Genomic DNA, 20,657 nt, shown 5'->3' on the forward strand with positions numbered 1-20,657 from the left:
TCTATTCATCCAACTTTTATCGAAATTAATAATATATTCTTTTTTCGAGAATAATTAACAAATAATAGCTATTTGTTAAAAGCTTTTTCAGGTAATAACAGATTGAAGTGGAAGCACGCTTGGGGGACCTACTATGAATATCTATCAAGAAATATGGGATGCAGATATGAATGAGAATGGTGTCCGTCCGATATTCGCTTCTGAGAAAGGCGATCTTTCTCAAGGCTTTGTTGCTGTAAATACAGAAAGTTGTCATCAAGACCACCGTGTGATTAAGGAAGTATCTATCCCCGATAGAAAAAGAGGCAGTTATGAATATGTTGAAAAGCTTTTTGACAACTATACGCTAAATCAAACAAGTCGAGAGAAAAATTCTATTTCGGAATCTAAGGAAGTAGAAGAATTTCTAAAAATGGCTGTTAACTCTGCTCCCCTACGATTGGCAAAAAAATACTTAGAGGAAAATACCAATAAAGTACTGGATGAGATTCAATGGTATACATTTTTGCACAGACTTTGGTTTCGGCAATTTGATTGGGAAAGTGGTAGAGATTTATCGGGTTTCGAACATGTTTTTGTTGGGGATCAAAAAGGAAGAAAGCTTGTCGGTCATCATTTTTGGTATAAATACTGGTTAGAAGATACTCCTACTCTAAATGAACATCATAATGGTCTAATCAATATGACTTGCTCTGCTCAAGATGAACTAAAGTATCCTAGCCCCGATGTCATTACTGTTAGTTACCATTTAAAAGCTTACGATTATGAGAAGAGACGTTTTATAAAAGTTATCAAACGGAAATGTGCTTTCTTTGTTGGTCTAAGTGCTGAGGGGCTTTTAGCAATTGGAACCGTTCGAGCTATGCAGGAGAGTAATACTTCTGAATTTCTTCTAAATGACGTTCCCTATAAACTTAAACTGTTCATGAGCCCTGATGGAAAAAGAATCCGGACGTTCTATCCTAGTTATGAACCCACTCAATACTGAAGAATTACTATTTATACTATTGTTCTATATAATGTTAGTGGGGTGATAATATTGAAAATTGGAATTGTTGGTTTAGGAGATATAGCGAAAAAAGCGTATTTACCAGTTCTTTCCGAAAAAGAAGGGATTGAGCTTGTCCTTTGCACAAGAAATGAAGAGACATTAAATACATTATCAAAAAAGTATAGAATTAAGGAAAAAGTACAGTCAGTAGATGAACTCATTACGAAGGACCTTGATGCTGCCATCGTAAGCACGGCTACTGAAGCCCACTTTGAAATAGCTGAAAAATTACTGTTGAATGGAATTAATGTTTACATAGATAAACCGATTTCTATGAATTTTCATGAAACGGAAAGAATTGTGAGCCTGGCAAAGGAAACCGGAAAAATGGCTATGGTTGGTTTTAACAGAAGGTTTATCCCAAGGGTTAAAGAACTGAAGGAACATGGGAAGGCTAGCTTAATTTTAATGCAAAAAAATCGATTTGCTTCTCCTGATCATGTTAGAAGATTTGTTGTTGAAGATTTTATCCATGTAGTTGATACGTTAAGGTTTTTAATGGGAGCACAGGTCAATGATGTGAAGGTTGAGTTTCTTAAAAATGAAGAAATGATGGATCATTTAGTTATCCAGCTTATCGGAGAAGGCTGTACGGCTATCGGAATTATGAACCGAAATGGCGGTGTGACAGAAGAAATCATTGAGTATAATACAGGACATCATAAATATGTCGTTGACAGTCTCGTTGAAACTACCCATTTCCATAACAAAGAGATTAAGATCACAAAGTTTGGTGACTGGGAGCCAACACTTTATAAACGTGGCTTTTTTCAACTAATGGAACATTTCTTAGACTGTGTTCAGAACAACAGTACTCCTGATCCATCTATAGAAGATTCACTTATCACTCATGAGATTTGTGAGCGAATTGTAAAATATATTGATGGCGATGCTTAAAAGGTTAAAACCACTTTCAAAGGAGAAAGTGGTTTTTAACTTTCATAAACGCTTATTAACCTCTCGTTTAGAAAAATAAAAAGCTTATTATTTCTTTTCGTGCGGTTGAAGTAAATGGTAAACTTAGGAATATGAATTTATAGAAGGTAGGAAGAATTTGTATGGAGACTTCTGAAAAAGAAATATCAATAAAAGAACTAATCTTATCGTTTAGTGTTTTAGGAATTATTGCCCTTATTGCCATTCTAATATGGAAGAGATTTGATACGCTAGATTTCTTAGCAGTTTTATTTGATCCATCAAATCTATTAATTAATGTATTGTTAGGTGCTTCCAGCGGCATTATTTTAGCACTTATAGCTACTATTCTAGTAAAAATAACAGGAACAAAAATGCCTAAAAGTAATGATCAATTAATAGACATTATGATGAGACCATCAGGCCCTGTATTAGTCGGTGCCTTACCTGGTACCTTTGAAGAATTGTTCTTCAGGGGTTTTTTACTTTTATTTTCCATGCACTATACAGGAACATTGGCTGGAGTAATCTTATCAACATTAGTTTTTTGGGCCATACATATTCCTCAATACAAAACGAAAATTGTTTTAAACTTAAATGTTATCTTGCTTTCTATCTTAACAAGTATTTTAGTTATCGAAACTGGGTCACTTTGGGGGGCAATATTTGCTCATGCTGTTTACAACTACTTAGTTACCTTAGCTGTACAAAAGAAATTAATAAAAGTATAGGTAGATTTAAAATTCAAAAACAGCCAAGGGATCTCGGCTGTTTTTAAATTAACGTTGAGGTTTATTTTTACGGACATTGTCGTTCGGCGAATCACCGGTACCATCCTTGGCATTACTATTAGGTGTTCCATAAATTTGATTATCTTTCGTAACTTTTGCGCCTTCTGGAAAATCGTCTTTTGTTTTCATGATTTTCATCTCCTATTTAAGTATTCATGCCCTACGATATTATTTGTCTTAGGCAAGAATCTATACTAGAAACAGAAAGAAGCATCACTAACGGATGCTTCTTTTTATTACGTTCCACAGAATGTTCGATATGGTTGGCCGGTCGGATCAGGTAGTTTACAGAAATCATCATTTTCAGGTACGTGTGCATATGGTTTTGAAAGAACATCTAGTAGACGTTCCATCACCGAGTAATCCCCATTTTTCACGGCAGCATCTAGAGCTTCTTCCACTCGATGATTTCTAGGAATGACCATAGGATTCGTGTTTTTCATTAATTCCATTGATGATTCCTTTGGTTCTTGTTGCCTTTCTAACCTAGCTTGCCAGCTCTCATACCATTTTGTAAACTCTGGAGTCCCAAAAAGGTCCAAGCCTTCACGTTTATCTAAAGTTAATGCACGGAAGGTGTTTGTAAAATCTGCACGATGCTTTTGCATCATTCCCAGAAGTTCGTTAATGAAAGCTTCATCCTCTGCCTCTTCGTTAAATATTCCGAGTTTTGCTCTCATTCCATTTAGCCAATTTTGTTTATAAAGCTCGGTGTAATTCTCAATCTCGGTCTGAGCCATTTTTACAGCTTGCTCTTCATCTTCATGGAGCAACGGCAATAAAGTTTCAGCAAAGCGTGCAAGATTCCATCCACCTATATACGGTTGATTACCATAAGCATAACGTCCTTGACGATCAATGGAGCTAAATACCGTTTCAGGATTATAAACATCCATAAAAGCACATGGACCATAGTCGATGGTTTCTCCACTAATGGTCATATTGTCCGTGTTCATTACTCCATGGATGAAACCTACTAACTGCCATTTCGTAATAAGTTCCGCTTGACGCTTAATGACCGCTTGTAGAAATAAGAGATATTTATTATTCTCATCTTCAATTTCTGGGTAGTGGCGGTTGATTGTATAATCAGCGAGAGAACGAAGCTCATCCACGGTTCTTAGGCTCGCAGCATATTGAAAAGTTCCAACACGAATATGGCTTTTGGCAATTCGCGTAAGCACCGCACCTGGTAATAGGGTTTCACGTATGACGTCTTCCCCTGTTGTTACAACTGCCAAACTACGAGTAGTCGGAATGTTCAATGCATGCATCGCTTCACTAATGATGTATTCACGTAGCATTGGCCCAAGCGTCGCACGGCCATCTCCTCCACGAGAATATGGTGTTCGACCTGATCCCTTAAGCTGTATATCAAGGCGTTCTCCTTTTGGATTCACATGTTCTCCAAGGAGCACAGCACGGCCGTCTCCTAACATGGTGAAATGACCAAATTGATGACCTGCATATGCCTGTGCAAGGGGTTCGGTACCCTCAGGGATTTGGTTACCAGCAAATTCAGCAATACTGTCTTCCCTTTTTAAATCCTCAATGTTTAGTCCAAGAGATGTCGCTAAGGAACCATTAACAATCGCTAATTTTGGTAATTTTACAGGTGTAGGTTTCGTCCGTGAATAAAATGACTCCGGTAAACGATCGTAACTAGTATCAAAGTTCCATCCTGTTTTGTTGTTAGTCATTTGGAATCCCTTCTATCTATAGTCAATTTGTGTCTTTTGTTTAGATTGGTTTTGAATAGGTCTTAGTCCTAAAAAAATTCTTTGGATATTAAGTGATCTTCCTACTTGTACTTGTTATATTCGTTTAGCTATTTGGCTTCAAGTTTCAAGTACCCGAAGTTGGTTCATCTTCTGACAATAATTCGTGTTTCTTTGACTTTTTGTCAGAAGTTAGTCCATCTTCAGACAGTGCCCCGTGTTTCTCTACCTTTTCTGTCCGAAGTCGGTTCCTCTTCAGACAGTAATTCGTCTTTCTCTACCCTCTTCTGTCCGAAGTTGGTTCCTCTTCAGACAGCAACCCGGGGTTTTCTGCTTCTTCTGTCCGAAGTTGGTTCCTCTTCAGACAGCAAGCCGGGGTTTTCTGCTACTTCTGTCCGAAGTTGGTTCCTCTTCAGACAGCAAGCCGGGGTTTTCTGCTACTTCTGTCCGAAGTTGGTTCCTCTTCAGACAGTAATTCGGGTTTCTCTCCTCTTCTGTCTGAAGTCAATAAATAGCAAATTACTTTGCCACAAGATTTTATCTATTTCATATTTAATTCAAGTTACTTTTAGTTATCTACCTTCTTTAACATCACAATGCAAGGTATAACAGTGGATACTTCTTCCATTATACCGTTAATACTATGCCAAAGCTTATAATAAGATTTGGTGGAAATTAATAGAGTCCATACTTCCTGACATAAAAAAGAATCTTAGTGATTCAACACTAAGATCCTTCACTAAAACTATTCTTTTGTTACTAAGTAAGCTTTGTACTCAGTTACGCCTGCTTGTTCTACGTATACTGCCATTACATAGTCACCATTTGAAAGCTCTGTGCCGCCTACTTTACCATCCCATAGGAATTCATGATATGGCGCTGTAGCATTTTCAAAAACTCCTAAGGTCCCAATTTGATCCCCAATGGTTCCATCAGCATTAAATTGATATAAATCATATGCTAACACTTCCGCTCCACCAGGTAAATAAGCACCTACATAGTAGCCTTCTTCAGCTTTTTCCATAAACGCACCCGTTACACGAGGGTAATCAGGCTCACCTACGAATAAGATAGAAGGAACATCAAATGTATTCACACCATCACTTACGGTAATTGTCCCCTCATAGTAACCAGGTTCTAGTTTAGAAGTGTCTACTTGAACATTTAAGTCCACTTGCTGAGTCTTACCAGCTTTAACTTTCAAGTTATTACTTGTTGAAACCTTAATTCCATCTGGATTTCCAGCAAATTCAACATCAAAGCTGTAAGTCTTCGCTTTGTTCGATAAGTTTTTAATTTCAAAGCTTTGTTTTTCAACTTGCTTACCACTACTCTTAACAAATTTTCCAAATGAATGACTACCAGGAGCTACTAATGTTTCCGTATTTAATGCATCAACAATACGGATACTTCCCGCACCTTGCGAGTTGTGTGCATACTCTTCACCAGTAGCCGGATCTACAACACCCGCAGCCGTGTTCATTAGTGCAGCTTTCACATCTTCAGTACTCCAGTTAGGATTCTTTTCTAAAAGTAATGCAGCAGCACCTGCAACGTGAGGTGATGCCATACTCGTTCCTTGTAATGCAGCATAACCTTCTCCAGGGAATGTACTTACGATATTTACACCAGGAGCTGAAACATCTGGCTTGATCATCCAAGTGTGTGTGACTGGTCCGCGAGATGAGAAGCCAGCCATTGTTTCTTCAACACGTTGATCAAATGCGATATCAAAAGAAATCTTGTTATTTCCCGCTTCTAACTCATCAAGAAGTTTTTTACCATCAGATAATTCCGTTTTAATTGTCGGTACTGCTAATCCAGGAACATCTGCATGTTCCCCCTCAACATTGTTAAAGATGATTGCTCCAACAGCCCCAGCATTTTTAGCATTCTCTGCTTTATCAACGAACGCAAATCCTCCACGACTGATTAAAGCAATTTTACCTTCAAGGTCCTTTCCTTCAAAGTCTGCTGCAGCTCCAAGACCTACATACACAAACTCATACTCACCTTCATTTAATGCTAATAACTCTTCATCAGAAGGGAATCCCATTACTTTTGCAGTTGGATATTCAACTCCTTCAGAAGTAGAAATGTCAGAAGTGTAAACATTATACGGCAACTGCGTAGCCCCTACAGAAATCGCCTCACGAGAAGTACCCGGAGATCCTACTGTCCAGTTATTAGGACCAGCGTTTCCGTTAGATGTTACAGCTACTACACCCTCAGCCATTGCCCAGTCTAAAGCAATTGAAGTAGCCCAATCTGGATTGTTAAGAGAATTTCCTAAAGATAAGTTCATTACGTCAGCGCCATCTTGAACAGCAAGTTCAATACCGGCTACAACATCTTCAGTAGAACCACCATTTGGACCTAATACGCGGTATCCTAATAATGTAGCATCAGGTGCAACCCCTTTGATTGCTCCGTTTGCTGCAACTGTACCAGATACGTGAGTACCGTGGTATTGACCCTCACCTTCTTGTGGGTCATTGTCATCATCTACGAAGTCGTAGCCTTTATAATCTCCAAATGCATGAACTAGGTCTGGGTGAGTGTAATCAACACCAGTGTCGATAACGGCTACCTTTACACCTTCACCTGTAAAACCAGCTTCCCAAGCTTCGTTCGATCCGATGAACGGTGCACTGTTCATCATCGCTGGACTGAATACTTCCGCAGATACTTCTTCAGCAGATACTACATCAGCCGTATAATGAACATTCGGATATACAGCCTTTACGCCAGGGATCGCAAGTATTTTAACGATCTCGTTAGCAGGAAGTTCTACAGAGAATCCTGAAAATACATAATCGTACTCTCTATTCACATCTGCATTCTTTACTTCCTTAGTTAAAGCGTTCTTTACTTTATCTCTTTCATTCTTTAAACTTGCCTTTGTTTGTTTCTTCCCTTTATGTTTCGCTTCAACGATTGACTCTTCCGTTAATTCAACAATAACAGAAGTGGGTCTGTTCGATGAAAGCTCAATATCTCCATGAATCTCTGCTAATGGTAATTCAGTAACCTGTGTACTTCCTCCATTAGCAGCCGCACCAAAGCTAAATGTTGAGAAAATTAATACAAATGATAGTAGTCCGAATAAACCTTTTGAAAAACTTCTCCTCATCTCCTAGTGATCATCCCTTCTATAATTAGTTGTTAAGAATCATTCGTCCTCACCCAATTACCTATGTAAAAGGACTCTTCGTTGCATAAAAGAGTAAGTATTTTCGAAAGATTCTTTCACTTAGAAATTATATGGGAAAGTATAAAGGTAGAGTAGACCCAATTTTCTGACTTTTTTTAACAAACTTTTGGTTCTTTATTAACTATTTATTTTAAATTTTCTTAAAAATTTGATAGTTTAGTAGGTTTTTTTTAGGGTCTCGAAGAAATTTTCAGGGACAAAATATCTAAAGTGAATGAAACATAGTACATGCTTTAATACCTAAATAATGGTTATTCTATTCAGCAAAAATAAGAGAAAAAGTTCCATTGTTTATATTAAAATTTCATTTCCAATATTACGCAATTATTACATCTTCCCTTTTCACAAGAACGGTGGTATACTAATCAAGCGATGAGCTGAATTGCATAAGACGAGATTGACGCGCCTTTTAGGCAATGCACAATGTGGAGTGCTGTCTCTCGCCGCAATACGCAAAGACGTCCTACGGGGCGTCTTTTTTATGAACAAAAAAGCGCCCCTATAGGCGCTTTTTCTATGTATTAATATTCTTGTTCCATTTCTGTTGAAGAGGTTGCTACTCCAATAATCTGATTTTCAGAATTATATAATGGCTGCGCAAACACGTCGTATAAAATAAAACCATTTGATAAAGGGAAGGTAATCTTTCTTCTTATCGGGGCTTCCTTCGTTAATACATCCCTTTTCAACTCCATGAGTGCGGCAGTTCCTTCATTATCATCTATTTCAACGTCTGTTTTCCCTATCACGAGACCGGTTTGAAAGTCCTGGTGAGGATTGTATATCCAAGTGTATCTCAGGCTTGTATCACAATGTGCAAGGATCATCGGGGAATTAACTAATGAGTATTCAAATGGGTTCTCATCCAGAGAAAAAGTTGAGTAGTGAAACTCTAATATGTTCGCTATACTTTTGGCAACATCATCACTTGGACTACGTTCACCACTTTCTATTTGAGCGTAGTAGGACCGATCAATAAAAGCCATAGTAGCTACTTGTTTTTGAGTATAATTTTTTCTTTTTCGTAAGTGAATAAGCCATTCTCTCTTCAAGTTGGTAACCTCTTTCATCCGTTCAAAAATAATGTGGCTAAATTGCCACTATTCTTATTATCCTTCATGATGACTACCTAGTCATGTGGCTAAATTGCCACTCCTCAATCTATTAATTGACTAACCCTTTGTATGATACAGTGTTATAAGGAGGGTCTAAAAATGCTAATAAATCAAATTGATTTCTCTCAACTTATTAACAATAGCTTAGATGCTATAATACTTCAACAAGAAGGCTCAATTGTATATGCAAATCGAGCATTTATAAGTCTTTTAGGCTTTCACAACGAACAAGAAGTAGTAGGCAAAGATATCTATGACTTTATGATCAAAGTTGAAGTTGAAAGACCTCTGAACGTTCTAGAAAGTTCAAATGGACCTCTAATGGAGAAGAGAATGATTCGAACGGACGGTAAAATTATTGACGTAGAGATCTCAATGAAACCTTACATAGTACGTGACCAGATAGCCACTCAAGTCATTATTCGTGACATTACCGATAGAAAAGTAAATGAAGAATGGTTGAGACAATCAGAAAAGCTTTCAGTGATAGGTGGATTAGCCTCCGGTATTGTGCATGAAATCCGGAACCCTCTTACAGCTATCATTGGTTTTATACAGCTGATGAAATCAAATCCAAATGGCGAATATTTGGATATCATTTATAACGAAATAAGACAAATCGAAGAAATTACAAACGAATTATTGCAACTTTCAAAGCCTAGTAAACAATCCTTCTCCCTCCAAAAAGTTAATCATATTGTTAAAGAGGTCATTAAGTTCTCCGAAAATGAATTATTTAAAAGAAGAATTAAAATATCATTTAACGGGTTTACTGACACCGATACATTCGTATTAGGGAATAAAACTCAACTAAAACAAGTAATTTTGAATTTAATAAAAAATGGAATGGAAGCTATCAATCGTGATGGTGAAATCCATGTACATATTAAGAAAGATTTTCAAAATGTCTATATAAGTATCAGGGATACTGGGATTGGCATTCCTCCGGATACACTTCATAAAATTGGTCAGTCCTACTTTACTAATAAGACTCATGGTACTGGACTGGGGCTAATGGTCTGCCTGAATATTATTAAAAACCATAACGGTCAAATGAATATTGAAAGCAAGGAAAGCTTTGGCACAACCTTTACTATATCCTTACCATTAGCAAAGAAAAAATAAAAAGACGTCTGTTGTGAACGTCTTTTTTTTCATAACTAATAAATTTCAGCACCTTTTTGACGCCTACCTTCAATTAACGATCTCTGTGCACCATGTAGTTTAATAAGTGCTTCAGAAAAGCCGTCTTGTTTGAAACCTGTTCTAACGCTTCCATAGCAAGACAGTAGTGCTCCCACATCTCTTTTCTAGCACCCTCTCTACCAAGGATGGAAACAAACGTTGAATTGTTGTTTTCAACATCCTTTCCTACCGATTTCCCAATCATGGTCAAATCGCCTTCTACATCAAGTAAATCGTCCTTTATTTGAAACGCGATGCCTGCATGACGTGCAAACTTTTTCAATGCTTCTATTTCGGTTTCATTCTCATTTGCGAGAATTGCTGGCATAATAAGAGCTGCTTCGAAGCCTATTCCAGTCTTATAAAAGCACATCATGTTCAGCTGTTCTAACGTCAATTTCTTCCCTTTTGAATCCAAGTCCAGCTCCTGTCCCTTACACATATCTGCTGTTGCCTTCGCTGTATAATGAACCAACTTAAGTACCGTTTTTGAATCAAACCCCTCAAGGGATGCTTGTTCCTCGATTGCTTTTTGTGTTAGGAAAAGACCAGTTAATTCAGCTGTGGCAATATTATATCTTTCATGTAGTGTTTGGCGCCCCCTACGAATAGATGCATTATCCTGAGAAGGTAAATCATCAAAGATTAAAGAAGCTGTGTGCATATATTCTAATGATTTTAAAAGTGGGATAATAGCGGACTCCTTAAGGGCATACTTGTTAACTCCCATAAACCAAGCAACAATCGGCCTCAACCGCTTTCCGTCACCTTTAAGGCTGTAATTTGCGGCATCCGTGATGGACTCTTTTGGAATGGATTCATTTTTAGCGATATTTAGAACTCGATTAATCTTCTCCCGTACCGTTTTTATCGTCTCTAAAAATTCATCCTGCTCTTTACGCTCATTTTTTAAATTTGCAATCATGTGGTCCCTTAAAAGTTTATCGAAGAAATCTACGTTATCTGCTTTCTGGACCATTTTTTGTATAAGATGGTTAAACTTTAAGTTTGTAGGAATAAACAGCTCCATCACTTCATTGTATTTCTTCGCGCCCATTCGTGCCTTATACCTCTTTAGACCATTTATTGCTCGATCCAGAATTACCTCTCGTGTTTTGGAATCTGAGTTATACACATTTTGAATGAGGTTACAAATTACAGTCCAATATAATTCAAAAGGATTTATGAGATCTGGCCGTTCACGATGATATTTTAGATAATACGTATAAGGGGTGACAGCCCCATCCCGTATGTCATCAAACATATCTGCAAAATCATCAGCCAGCTGGTTGTAAATCCCATAATAGAAAGTTCGATTTTCAAATCCTTCATCCTCAGGAGCATTGATAACCGAACGTGCAATCAATCTTGACGAAGATGATTTTATGATGACGGGGATATAAAGTTCTTCATTAGTGTAGTTGGGGTTGTCTAAATCTTTCACACGGTCCACTTCTTGAGATTGAAAAAACACATAGGATTGCTCTAAAAAGAGTTTAAAAGTATTTGGGTGATGCTCGCTCTTAATAAACTGAAAAGCCTCCCGAAGTTCAGAATGAATAAATTGCATTAAATTTAGATGATTACCAGTCCACTTCAACTCGGGGACAAAGCCAGTAACCAAAGTAGTACGAATCAAAGTAGAGTATTGTTTCTCCTCTTGAGCGGACAAGATCTTTGCATCTAGAAGATCGTCAATGAATGGGTAAGTCAGACCATATGAATAACCGAGTTTTATAGCTTTTTCTAATCTGTTAGAACGCTCGACATGAGAGACTTCAGCATTCATTTCCTCTATCTCGTGCATGACGACCCCTGCTATAATCTTAATCAGTTTTCGTTGTGCCTGTTCTGCATCAAGCCCCTCTGGTATATTAGCGGATACCATCTTAAGTTTATCAAATAGCCAGATAATAGTGGATTCAATGCCCTCTTTCTGGGCCCAGCGGTACAATCCTGCCATGCTAAACATCTCATGATTGTCTTTACGTTTCGTTAGGTGGTTTTTCAAATTGTTAACTGAACGAGCGATACTAGCCTGTGTATCCGGTGAGTCTAGGGCCTTTCCTAAATCTCTCATAAAAATATAGGAGATACTCCGATTCAGATAACTGTCTAGCTTACCTGTGTAATCAAGCCATTGGATGTAGTGGTCATACCCCTTTGATGAATTGCGTTTCCCTTTTTTACTTGAAAACAAAGAAAGTATAGGATGATGGATGTGGTTATGTTTCCAAGACTCAAAATCCTTCATTAAACTAGGTATATGAGTCTGTTCTGTCACTTGCATTTGTAGCGATTTGAAATATTGTGCAGCTTTCCTCTCAGCTAGCATATAGCATTTATTCGAATTTTTTTCTAACTCTACTTTTATCCCCATACATAACCTCTACTTCGAGTTTATAATTGATCAATCTATTAATATATAATTTAAAGGTAACATCTTTATAACTAGAAAGCTAAACATCTTCCTTAAAAGGTGGCAAATACTAATAAATCCTATACTAGTTGCAAATAAAGTTAAACCGTTTAAAATGGATATAGAGTAAATGAGAGGAAAGATATAAAATGATTAATAAAGCTGATGTGATCGAGAGATTAGGTACGCTAGTGGGAAAAGAAGTAACTAGTGAGAACCTTCATGAAGCTCTTTTTTGTGAGGACAAACATCAAAAAATTCGACGTCGCTTCCATGTTGGTAGCCACACATACGTACAATATAAAGTTAAGATAGATGAAAATAGTGATTCTCAGGCCTTTGTTGATCTTAGAATTCCCGGTAACCCGAATACCTTTAGAGTCAATCTCGAGGAAAGGGACGGACAGCTAGTCTTTCACTCTAATCCAAACCCTAGAATTAGTTATTCATATTTATAAGAAAAAAGGAAAGGACTTCTTACGGCAGAAGTCCTTTCCTTTTACTGATTTAACACAACTCTATACTTCAAGTCTATCCCCAGACGTTCCTGCAATTCATTACAGGCTTTAGCATTCTGCTCGAAAAATTCTTCTTTACTCATAAAGCTCGAGAAGATTTCTTCATAGGCTTGATTAATTCTACATAATAAAGGCCTATTTTCATAGATGCTACACCTGTTATTCACAAGCATTTTGCAAATACCGTTTTCGTTATATTCCTCCAAGAAATCAATGCCTTCTATGGAAGAACAACATGCTCCACACTCCGTACATGGAAATGTCATAGCTCTAACACTTCATCACTAAGCATAAAATCATTGAATTCATCGAGTGTGTCGTATTTGAATGTGATGTTCAATCCATTTGCTAACGAGACAATTGCTTGTTCTGTAAATGTGGTGTCCACAACCGCAAGATCTACTACCTTTTTAAGTTCCACAAGCGTTTCTTGATAATCACTATAGTAAGCGATAAGAATTTTCTCCTCTTCTCTTACCTGTTGAATGATCATCTTAGAAAGCGTTTCAGCTTTCGCACGTGCTTCCTTAGCTAAAGCTAAATCCTCTCTAGCATTCGTAAAAACTTTATATAACTGCTTCATCCCCATAAGCGCTACGGTACCAGCTAGGGCTGCTCCTACTGGGCCAAAAAGAGCAGCACCAGCAGCTGTCATGATAATTCCAGAAAAACAGCTAAGTGCATTACTCCCAAGCCCTTCAACAAATTCCTCTGTTGATATTTTGCCAGATAAGTATTTATACGTTAGTTCTGTCATGTTTACAGCAGAGCTTGCTAGAGCAGATGCAACATTCCCCGACATTAATACACTGTTTTTTCCCACGTACTTTAATCCATAAGCAACTCCACTAACAACAGCTCCTCTAGCGGCACTATTAGCAGCAGCTTTTCCGGTCTCTTTGACACAGAAATCTCCTTTGTAAACACCGTGGATTGTATTCATAGTTCCACCAACAAATGCTCCAGCAAGTGCACCACCTAGCATGGCATTTTTAGCACCTGATAAGAACTCAGCTGTATTACTTTTAAAAGCATATGAGTCAGGATTCTCAGCAGCATATTTTGCTTCATTATGGGTTGTCCCACCACTTTTAATATCATCATGTTGAAGCTGTCCCTTAATTGAACCGTGTGCATCTTTATAATCTTGAGCATAGACACTGCCAGAATTCATGCGTTTCTCAACTAAATCATTAACCTTAGCTTCATGCTCGACATTAACTAGACGGTCCATCCCATTATATTTTGAGTCAGCAACCGCCCGTGCTAAATTACTTGCTTTGTCAGAAGACTTTGCTTGAATTTCTCTTAAGATGTCACCACTTTTGTTGCGTATAAGAATATCCGCTTCGTGATGTGGCATTCCAAGCTGATCAGTGGTAATTGCTCTAAGCATGCTTCCCGCTTTAGCTGCATTTACATTAAATTTAGTAGACTCAATGATTTCAAACATCCGTCCCTGTGTAAAATCGCTCGAACAATTCATATATTGTTTCGCTACTTTTACAAGCTGATCATTACCGGCTACCGTCTCTATTAATGCATTGCCTTGTCGTTCAACCGTTTCACTCACAATTTGGGAAGCAATAAAATCAATATCAGATTGTCTTAGCGCCATCGGTTAATTTCCCTTTAAATCTGTAACCGCTTTTTTCTTTGCTGTGATGACAGATTGTAAATTTCCAACTAGTTGGCCTTTTTCATCCAGGATTGTTGTATTTAGAACATCTCTCATAATAATCGCTAATTTATAGTTTGTATGAATAATGGACTGTTCTTCAGTTGAGTAGTTTCTGAAATCTAACCCCTTTTGGCTAATCACTGATTTCATCTTATAAATGTAATCCATAAATAACTTATTTGTACTTTCTGCTAAATCTTTCATGCTATTAGTTGTCGAACTAATTTGATTCATGACATTTTTAGCAGCGCTCAGTTTTTCAACTTCTGTATTCACTTCAGCCTTTTTCGCATACATTTCATGTAGCTTTTTCTCCGTTGTGGATGCAAAAATTAAACTTCCAATGGCTAATGCTGGTGCGAGTGCGATTCCACCTAGAACCATTGTTCCACCAGCAATTCCTAAACCACCTGCACTTAAAGCTCCTCCACCAAGGAAGGCTAGTGTAGCATTTTGAGCAGCAATTCCACTTAAAGTAGCGATTGCTGTACCTGTTGATGCTGCAGCAAATGTTGTAGTTGCTCCTACAGCTCCCATAGCGGCGAGACCTCCACCAGCTATTGAAGCCACACCTGCAGTCAAGACTTGTCCAGCCTTAACTACTTGTTTTTCAATATTAAGGACAAATTGTTCAATATCTTGGTTCGTAACAAATTCATCCGTTACAGCTTTATTAGAAAAATTAACATTCTTAATTTGTTTAAATTCATTAACAAAGTCTTTTATCGAACCATCTAGAATTTCTAGCTTTAATAATCCATATTCCTCAAAATTTGAATTGGTTTGATCTCGACTCGTTTCAAATTGGTTATAGGCGTTTTTATATCTTGACTCTAACTGCTCAGCGATTTGTTTTGTTTCTTTCATATTTTGATAAGAATCATACCCTTTTTTACCTGCGACAGCTGCTGAAGCGGCTGCTGCTCCTGCTACAATCAATGGAATGAACGGTAATGGCATAGGAACTCCTGCTTTCTATTAATTTTTTGTAGTATTTAGCGAATAACCTAATTTTGAAGCCTCTAAACACAAAAAACGCCCTATAGAAAAATAGGACGCACAATGTAAAATAAATTGCAACTGGCTGGCGTATCAATAAGAATTAGCCCCTATAGTTTTGCGTCCTACCTTTTCAAGTAGTTTGCCAATTATTAAATTAGGTATTAGTAACTACCTTAATAGTAAGTCCTTTTGACTATTTTGTAAATAAACTTCATTGTTTTTTCAAAATATTTTGTATTCTATTAATATAGATATAAAAAGGATATATCGTACCACTTCATCTTACACTTTTTAGTACATATTTTTATATTAATATATCACTTCTAGGCCTCTGCACCCTCAAATACTTCTACACGATCAATAATAACCGTTTTATCTTCAATGGCTGTTCTTGGTCTTGCTTCTGGAATAGCATCTGGATAGCCTATTTGAATCATTCCTACAATCTTCTCTCCAGGTTTAACACCCATTTTTTCTCTGAAATAAGGGGAGTGGATAAACGGACTCGTCTTCCATATCGTACCGATTTCCTTTTCCCAAGCTGCAAGTTGTAAATTTTGGATAAAGGTACATACAGCAGCATAATCCTCTTCCCATTCTTTTTGACGTGGATCCTCTGGCATCACTACAAGTAAATGTACTGGTACTTTCATAATGTTTCCGTGAATCATTTCTGGAGTTTGTTTTTTGCCACCTTTGACTGGGTTATGAATGATAGCATCTGCAAGCTTCTCACGCCCTTCCTCCATAAAAAGAACAAATCTCCAAGGCTCACGAAGTCCATGATTAGGAGCCCATGCAGCAATGTTGAGTAGTTCAAACAGAACCTCCTTAGAAATGGCATCACTTTTAAAACGTTTAATCGATCTACGTTCTTTAATCACTGTGGCAATATTGTTATTTGACATAAATAAATTCTCCTTGTTTTTCGTATTATAAAAGGATTCATAACGACTGCTATGAATCCTTTAATGTATTATTTTAACGCTGCTTCAATTTCCGCAACTTGTTGAGCAACAGAAGTTAAACCGCCACCAGCAATGTACCATAGGGCTGGATCCAAGTAGATGATTTTACCATTCTTTGCAGCGTTTGTTTTATTTACAAGTTCATTGTCAAACATGTCAGCTGCTGTTCCGTTTCCTTCAACTACTGCATCGCGATCAACAACAAATAGATAGTCAGGGTTCGTTTCTGCAATGTATTCAAACGTTACGCTCATACCATGAGTAGAAGCTTCGATGTTTTCATCAGCTGGTTTCACTCCGAATACATCGTGAAGAATTCCAAACCGAGAACCAGGGCCATATGCACTTAACTTCCCACCAGTAGTTAATGTAACTAAACCTTTTTTGTCATCTGCGGCTGTAACAGCTTTTAACGAATCAATAGCTTCATTAATCTTTGCAAGTTCAGTTTCTGCTTCTGCTTCTTTACCAAAGATTTCTGCTAATGTATTTACATTATGAGTAAACGATTCCATGTATTTTGCGTTGTCTACACCAACAAATACTGTTGGAGCAATCTTGTTTAATTCTTCATATGCAGCTGATTGTCTACCAGAAATTAAAATTAAATCTGGCTCCATCCCATAAATGGCTTCAAAGTCTGGCTCCTTTAAACTACCTACATTTTCATATTCTTCTCCAGCAAATTTCGAAAGGTATTTAGGGAATGTTCCACCTTGAGGAACTCCATCCACTTCAACACCAAGCTTATCTAAAATATCTAGTGCACCAAAGTCAAAAACAACAACTGTTTCAGGATTCTTTTGTACTACTGCTTCACCTAAATCATGTTTAATGGTTAATTCTTCTGGCTCAGCTGCCGCTTGTTCTGACTCAGTTTTTGTTTCCGCTCGTTCATTGCTTGCTTCCTCAGTATTGTCTGAACCACAAGCTGCTAAGAACATCACTAGCATTGCAGTAAATAAAGTTAATAACAGATTTTTCTTCATTTTCTTTCACTCCTATAAAGTTTTTATATGTTTAAATTATTTTTAATAATGTAATCCCTTAGTTAAGCGAAATACACACAGATCCGATTTCCATCAATTTGATTGATTTGAAAATCCATCTCATAAACTTCTTTTAGTACTTCATTTGAGATAATCTCTTCTGTTGAACCTTCCCGAATGACCTTTCCATGTTTAAGAGCAACGATATAATCCGAGTAACAGGAGGCAAAATTAATATCATGGATGACGATGATAATCGTTTTACCAAGATCATCAACCATTTTTCTCAATGCCTTCATGATTTGCACAGAGTGTTTCATATCCAGATTATTAAGTGGTTCATCTAGTAGAATGTATTCAGTGTCTTGAGCTAGAACCATGGCGATATAAGCTCTTTGTAATTGCCCACCGCTTAGTTGATCAATAAACTTATCCTGCAATTCTACTAACTCCATATACTGAATTGCCTCATTTACACGATCCCAATCCTCTTGTCTTAATCTACCTTGAGAATATGGAAATCGTCCGAAGCTAACAAGCTCACGAATGGTAATTCGAATATTTACGTTGTTTGATTGCTTTAAGGTCGAAATCGTTTTCGCTAAATCATTGCTTTTATAAGATGTAATATCCTTACCGTCTAATAGAACTTGCCCTTTATCTCTTGGAATAAGACGAGATACCATGGACAATAACGTACTCTTTCCTGCTCCATTTGCTCCAATAAACGAAGTTATTTTTCCTTTAGGAATGTTAACGGAAACATCCTCAACTACAGGCTTATTTCCATAGGATTTTGAAATATTTTTAACTTCTACCATGATTTATTCTCCTTTAGCAGTAGATAAATAAAGTACACTCCACCAAGGAAGTTAATAATGACGCTTACCGTTGTTGAAAAAGTAAACACTCTTTCAACAATGAATTGTCCACCAACTAGAGCAATGATACTGATTAAGATGGAACCGATAATTAGATAGGAATGTCGAAATGTTCGTAAAAATTCATGAGCGACATTCGCTACTAATAAACCTAAGAATGTGATCGGTCCGACTAATGCAGTTGATACAGATACAAGAACCGCAATGACGATTAGAAGCTTTTGAACAACAGCATCATAAGGAACTCCTAGGTTAATCGCTTGATCTCTTCCTAGAGAAATGACATCTAAGTACTTTACATGTCTTAAGAAATAAAGGGTTACTAGAATAATTAATATCACTGATAGTAAGAGAAGATCTGTATTCACATTGTTAAAGCTAGCAAACATGGAATCTTGTATAACTAGAAATTCATTTGGATCAATGAGTAATTCCATAAAGGAAGAAATACTTCCGAAGAATGTCCCCATGATGATCCCGACTAATAAAAGAAAGTAAATGTTTCTTCCTTCTTTTTTCATAAAAATAAATCTAAATAACAGCCATGCGAAAATGACCATTAATCCAACTGATAGAAGAAAGTGATGTCCACGGCTCATCATCGTAAGCGTTGTACCACCAAATAGGAAAACGATAACCGTTTGAATCAGCATATAAAGAGAATCTAGCCCAATTAAGCTCGGAGTTAAGATTCGATTATTGGTAATCGTCTGAAAAACGATAGTCGAAAAAGCTATGCAACTTCCTGTTAATATAATGGCAAATATTTTCTTTGCTCTTTTCGGTAGAACGTACTCCCAATGTTCTCCAATATCCCAAAACAAGAACAATGCTGTTAAGGCGATTGATAAAATGGCTAGTATAAGAATCTTTGCTTTATAACCCATGTGCTCTTCTCCTAATAAGTAAATATAGGAAAATACCGCTTCCTATCACACCAACCGTTAACCCGATTGATACCTCGTACGGGAAAATAATGACTCGGCCAAGGATGTCACAGAATAATACGAATGCAGCCCCAAGAACCGCGGTGTGATTCAAACTTTTTTTCAAGTTATCCCCTTGATAGATCGTAACGATGTTTGGAATGATTAACCCTAGAAAAGGCAAGGCCCCTACCGTCAGCATGACAACAGAAGATACTAGAGCAACGATTACCAAACCTATATTTACTACCTGTTTATGATTAAGTCCTAAGTTTGTAGAAAAATCTTCTCCCATCCCGGCGATGGTAAAACGATTTGCAAATATGTAAGCAACAATGACGGCAGGTATGGCTATATATAGAATTTCATACCTTCCTTTTAAGATCATGGAAAAATCACCATGTAGCCATGAGCCAATACTTTGAATCAGATCATGTTTATATGCGAAAAAAGTTGTGATGGAGCCAACGATGTTACCAAACATGAGACCGACAAGTGGAATAAAGATGGCATCTTTAAACTTGATCTTGTCTAGGATTTTCATAAAAACAAAGGTCCCTAGTAAGGCAAATCCAAACGCAACAAACATTTTCTCAAGCATTCCTGCTGTAGGAAATAGGATCAATGCAACGAGAATTCCAAGTCTAGCCGAATCCATCGTTCCAGCAGTTGTTGGTGATACGAATTTATTTCTCGTTAACTGCTGCATAATAAGTCCAACTATACTCATCGCCATACCCGCTATTAAGATGCTAATGAGCCTAGGAATACGACTTATGAGTAGGATTTCGATTTGATCTTCACTTAGATTGAAGATATCTAATGGAGATATACTAGATACTCCTACAAACAGTGAAGTGATGGATAATAAAATTAACAAGATGACTAAATATACTAGTTTCATAATCTTTTCCTCACAGCTCTAACGTTATGGCATAAAACCAGCGGAGATATTGATAATCATTATCAATTTAAAACATTAAAAAATTTAGTGATTTAAACCACTAAATAGATACTTGTTTGAACAAGTTTTTAACTAAACTGATGATAACAATTCTCATTATCATCTGTCAATATGAAAAATCAAAATTTTTAATCAGACAAACTATATTTTTTTATTTTCACAAAATCGCAATATTTGTACATGCACAATTTATTTTAAATGAGGCATCCTCTCACCTCCGTTGTAGTGCAGGTTTAGGTTCTAGAGGATTCGGGGAGGGTTTCATTGCAGAATGGTGGAGCAAAGCTTACAAAGCACGAAAAAAGAAGGTGTATTCTAGA

Annotated in this window: 18 protein-coding genes and 1 riboswitch; of the genes, 5 read left to right on the forward strand and 13 right to left on the reverse strand. The window is 37.1% G+C overall.

Annotated features, from left to right (window positions below; all coding sequences use genetic code 11):
- Window positions 1-133 precede the first annotated feature (133 nt).
- The 3 genes from ACFYKX_RS08760 (at window position 134) to ACFYKX_RS08770 (ending at window position 2,697) form a co-directional block, all read left to right on the forward strand.
- Window positions 134-988 (forward strand): hypothetical protein, encoded by an 855-nt coding sequence (locus tag ACFYKX_RS08760; RefSeq protein ID WP_389360143.1) that lies wholly within the window; start codon window positions 134-136, stop codon window positions 986-988.
- A 42-nt stretch (window positions 989-1,030) separates the two neighbouring features.
- Window positions 1,031-1,948 (forward strand): Gfo/Idh/MocA family protein, encoded by a 918-nt coding sequence (locus ACFYKX_RS08765; RefSeq protein ID WP_389360145.1) that lies wholly within the window; start codon window positions 1,031-1,033, stop codon window positions 1,946-1,948.
- A 161-nt stretch (window positions 1,949-2,109) separates the two neighbouring features.
- Window positions 2,110-2,697: a CPBP family intramembrane glutamic endopeptidase gene (locus ACFYKX_RS08770; RefSeq protein WP_389360147.1), complete on the forward strand. Its 588-nt coding sequence runs from the start codon at window positions 2,110-2,112 to the stop codon at window positions 2,695-2,697.
- A gap of 48 nt (window positions 2,698-2,745) precedes the next feature.
- Here ACFYKX_RS08770 and ACFYKX_RS08775 read toward each other — a convergent pair whose 3' ends face one another.
- From ACFYKX_RS08775 to ACFYKX_RS08790, 4 genes are all read right to left on the reverse strand, one after another.
- Complete coding sequence (locus tag ACFYKX_RS08775) at window positions 2,746-2,886, reverse strand: hypothetical protein (RefSeq protein WP_389360149.1); 141 nt, start codon at window positions 2,884-2,886, stop codon at window positions 2,746-2,748.
- A gap of 107 nt (window positions 2,887-2,993) precedes the next feature.
- Window positions 2,994-4,457, reverse strand: coding sequence for a protein adenylyltransferase SelO (locus ACFYKX_RS08780; protein ID WP_389360151.1), 1,464 nt, complete (start codon window positions 4,455-4,457; stop codon window positions 2,994-2,996).
- Between the two features lie 763 nt (window positions 4,458-5,220).
- Window positions 5,221-7,608 (reverse strand): S8 family serine peptidase, encoded by a 2,388-nt coding sequence (locus ACFYKX_RS08785; RefSeq protein ID WP_389360153.1) that lies wholly within the window; start codon window positions 7,606-7,608, stop codon window positions 5,221-5,223.
- A 602-nt stretch (window positions 7,609-8,210) separates the two neighbouring features.
- A complete protein-coding gene (locus ACFYKX_RS08790) occupies window positions 8,211-8,741 on the reverse strand; it encodes a helix-turn-helix domain-containing protein (RefSeq protein WP_389360155.1) in 531 nt (176 codons plus the stop codon).
- A gap of 162 nt (window positions 8,742-8,903) precedes the next feature.
- On the opposite strand from ACFYKX_RS08790, the gene ACFYKX_RS08795 reads away from it, so the two are divergent.
- Entirely contained in the window at window positions 8,904-9,929 is a 1,026-nt protein-coding gene (locus ACFYKX_RS08795) for an ATP-binding protein (RefSeq protein WP_389360157.1), read from the forward strand.
- A 73-nt stretch (window positions 9,930-10,002) separates the two neighbouring features.
- On the opposite strand, the gene ACFYKX_RS08800 is transcribed toward ACFYKX_RS08795, so the two are convergent.
- Window positions 10,003-12,369 carry a polyprenyl synthetase family protein gene (locus ACFYKX_RS08800; RefSeq protein WP_389360159.1) on the reverse strand — a complete coding sequence of 789 codons (2,367 nt, stop codon included), beginning with the start codon at window positions 12,367-12,369 and terminating at the stop codon, window positions 10,003-10,005.
- Between the two features lie 188 nt (window positions 12,370-12,557).
- Between ACFYKX_RS08800 and ACFYKX_RS08805 the strand changes: the two genes are divergently transcribed.
- A complete protein-coding gene (locus tag ACFYKX_RS08805) occupies window positions 12,558-12,866 on the forward strand; it encodes a hypothetical protein (protein ID WP_389360161.1) in 309 nt (102 codons plus the stop codon).
- A 41-nt stretch (window positions 12,867-12,907) separates the two neighbouring features.
- Here ACFYKX_RS08805 and ACFYKX_RS08810 read toward each other — a convergent pair whose 3' ends face one another.
- The 8 genes from ACFYKX_RS08810 to ACFYKX_RS08845 all read right to left on the reverse strand — a co-directional run bounded on the left by ACFYKX_RS08810 (window position 12,908) and on the right by ACFYKX_RS08845 (window position 20,277).
- The gene (locus tag ACFYKX_RS08810; protein WP_389360163.1) at window positions 12,908-13,192 is read right to left on the reverse strand and encodes a YkgJ family cysteine cluster protein; all 285 of its coding nucleotides are present in this window, start codon (window positions 13,190-13,192) and stop codon (window positions 12,908-12,910) included.
- On the reverse strand, window positions 13,189-14,544 hold the full coding sequence (locus ACFYKX_RS08815; protein WP_389360165.1) for a hypothetical protein: 1,356 nt from the start codon (window positions 14,542-14,544) through the stop codon (window positions 13,189-13,191). The genes ACFYKX_RS08810 and ACFYKX_RS08815 overlap by 4 nt, the downstream gene beginning before the upstream one ends.
- A gap of 3 nt (window positions 14,545-14,547) precedes the next feature.
- Window positions 14,548-15,567, reverse strand: coding sequence for a hypothetical protein (locus ACFYKX_RS08820; RefSeq protein WP_389360167.1), 1,020 nt, complete (start codon window positions 15,565-15,567; stop codon window positions 14,548-14,550).
- A 112-nt stretch (window positions 15,568-15,679) separates the two neighbouring features.
- A riboswitch (cyclic di-GMP riboswitch) is annotated at window positions 15,680-15,763 on the reverse strand.
- Between the two features lie 169 nt (window positions 15,764-15,932).
- Entirely contained in the window at window positions 15,933-16,517 is a 585-nt protein-coding gene (locus tag ACFYKX_RS08825) for a nitroreductase family protein (protein WP_389360169.1), read from the reverse strand.
- 68 nt (window positions 16,518-16,585) lie between these two features.
- Window positions 16,586-17,566 (reverse strand): siderophore ABC transporter substrate-binding protein, encoded by a 981-nt coding sequence (locus ACFYKX_RS08830; RefSeq protein WP_389360171.1) that lies wholly within the window; start codon window positions 17,564-17,566, stop codon window positions 16,586-16,588.
- 62 nt (window positions 17,567-17,628) lie between these two features.
- Entirely contained in the window at window positions 17,629-18,387 is a 759-nt protein-coding gene (locus tag ACFYKX_RS08835) for an iron ABC transporter ATP-binding protein (protein WP_389360173.1), read from the reverse strand.
- Window positions 18,381-19,334, reverse strand: coding sequence for an iron chelate uptake ABC transporter family permease subunit (locus tag ACFYKX_RS08840; RefSeq protein WP_389360174.1), 954 nt, complete (start codon window positions 19,332-19,334; stop codon window positions 18,381-18,383). The genes ACFYKX_RS08835 and ACFYKX_RS08840 overlap by 7 nt, the downstream gene beginning before the upstream one ends.
- Entirely contained in the window at window positions 19,324-20,277 is a 954-nt protein-coding gene (locus tag ACFYKX_RS08845) for an ABC transporter permease (protein WP_389360176.1), read from the reverse strand. Before ACFYKX_RS08845 ends, ACFYKX_RS08840 begins: the two co-directional genes overlap by 11 nt.
- Window positions 20,278-20,657: the final 380 nt, after the last annotated feature.

Source organism: Cytobacillus spartinae, assembly GCF_042865285.1.
In the GTDB taxonomy this organism is placed as follows: Bacteria; Bacillota; Bacilli; order Bacillales; family Cytobacillaceae; genus Robertmurraya_A; species Robertmurraya_A spartinae.

What these genes read in the sequence shown, in the direction of transcription:
- ACFYKX_RS08780 (WP_389360151.1), bottom strand. Translation starts at nt 4,457, where the DNA reads ATGACTAACAACAAAACAGGATGGAACTTTGATACTAGTTACGATCGT.
- ACFYKX_RS08815 (WP_389360165.1), bottom strand. Translation starts at nt 14,544, where the DNA reads ATGGCGCTAAGACAATCTGATATTGATTTTATTGCTTCCCAAATTGTG.
- ACFYKX_RS08760 (WP_389360143.1), top strand. Translation starts at nt 134, where the DNA reads ATGAATATCTATCAAGAAATATGGGATGCAGATATGAATGAGAATGGT.
- ACFYKX_RS08770 (WP_389360147.1), top strand. Translation starts at nt 2,110, where the DNA reads ATGGAGACTTCTGAAAAAGAAATATCAATAAAAGAACTAATCTTATCG.
- ACFYKX_RS08800 (WP_389360159.1), bottom strand. Translation starts at nt 12,369, where the DNA reads ATGGGGATAAAAGTAGAGTTAGAAAAAAATTCGAATAAATGCTATATG.
- ACFYKX_RS08785 (WP_389360153.1), bottom strand. Translation starts at nt 7,608, where the DNA reads ATGAGGAGAAGTTTTTCAAAAGGTTTATTCGGACTACTATCATTTGTA.
- ACFYKX_RS08820 (WP_389360167.1), bottom strand. Translation starts at nt 15,567, where the DNA reads ATGCCATTACCGTTCATTCCATTGATTGTAGCAGGAGCAGCAGCCGCT.
- ACFYKX_RS08845 (WP_389360176.1), bottom strand. Translation starts at nt 20,277, where the DNA reads ATGAAACTAGTATATTTAGTCATCTTGTTAATTTTATTATCCATCACT.
- ACFYKX_RS08835 (WP_389360173.1), bottom strand. Translation starts at nt 18,387, where the DNA reads ATGGTAGAAGTTAAAAATATTTCAAAATCCTATGGAAATAAGCCTGTA.
- ACFYKX_RS08775 (WP_389360149.1), bottom strand. Translation starts at nt 2,886, where the DNA reads ATGAAAACAAAAGACGATTTTCCAGAAGGCGCAAAAGTTACGAAAGAT.
- ACFYKX_RS08830 (WP_389360171.1), bottom strand. Translation starts at nt 17,566, where the DNA reads ATGAAGAAAAATCTGTTATTAACTTTATTTACTGCAATGCTAGTGATG.
- ACFYKX_RS08840 (WP_389360174.1), bottom strand. Translation starts at nt 19,334, where the DNA reads ATGGGTTATAAAGCAAAGATTCTTATACTAGCCATTTTATCAATCGCC.
- ACFYKX_RS08795 (WP_389360157.1), top strand. Translation starts at nt 8,904, where the DNA reads ATGCTAATAAATCAAATTGATTTCTCTCAACTTATTAACAATAGCTTA.
- ACFYKX_RS08805 (WP_389360161.1), top strand. Translation starts at nt 12,558, where the DNA reads ATGATTAATAAAGCTGATGTGATCGAGAGATTAGGTACGCTAGTGGGA.
- ACFYKX_RS08825 (WP_389360169.1), bottom strand. Translation starts at nt 16,517, where the DNA reads ATGTCAAATAACAATATTGCCACAGTGATTAAAGAACGTAGATCGATT.
- ACFYKX_RS08810 (WP_389360163.1), bottom strand. Translation starts at nt 13,192, where the DNA reads ATGACATTTCCATGTACGGAGTGTGGAGCATGTTGTTCTTCCATAGAA.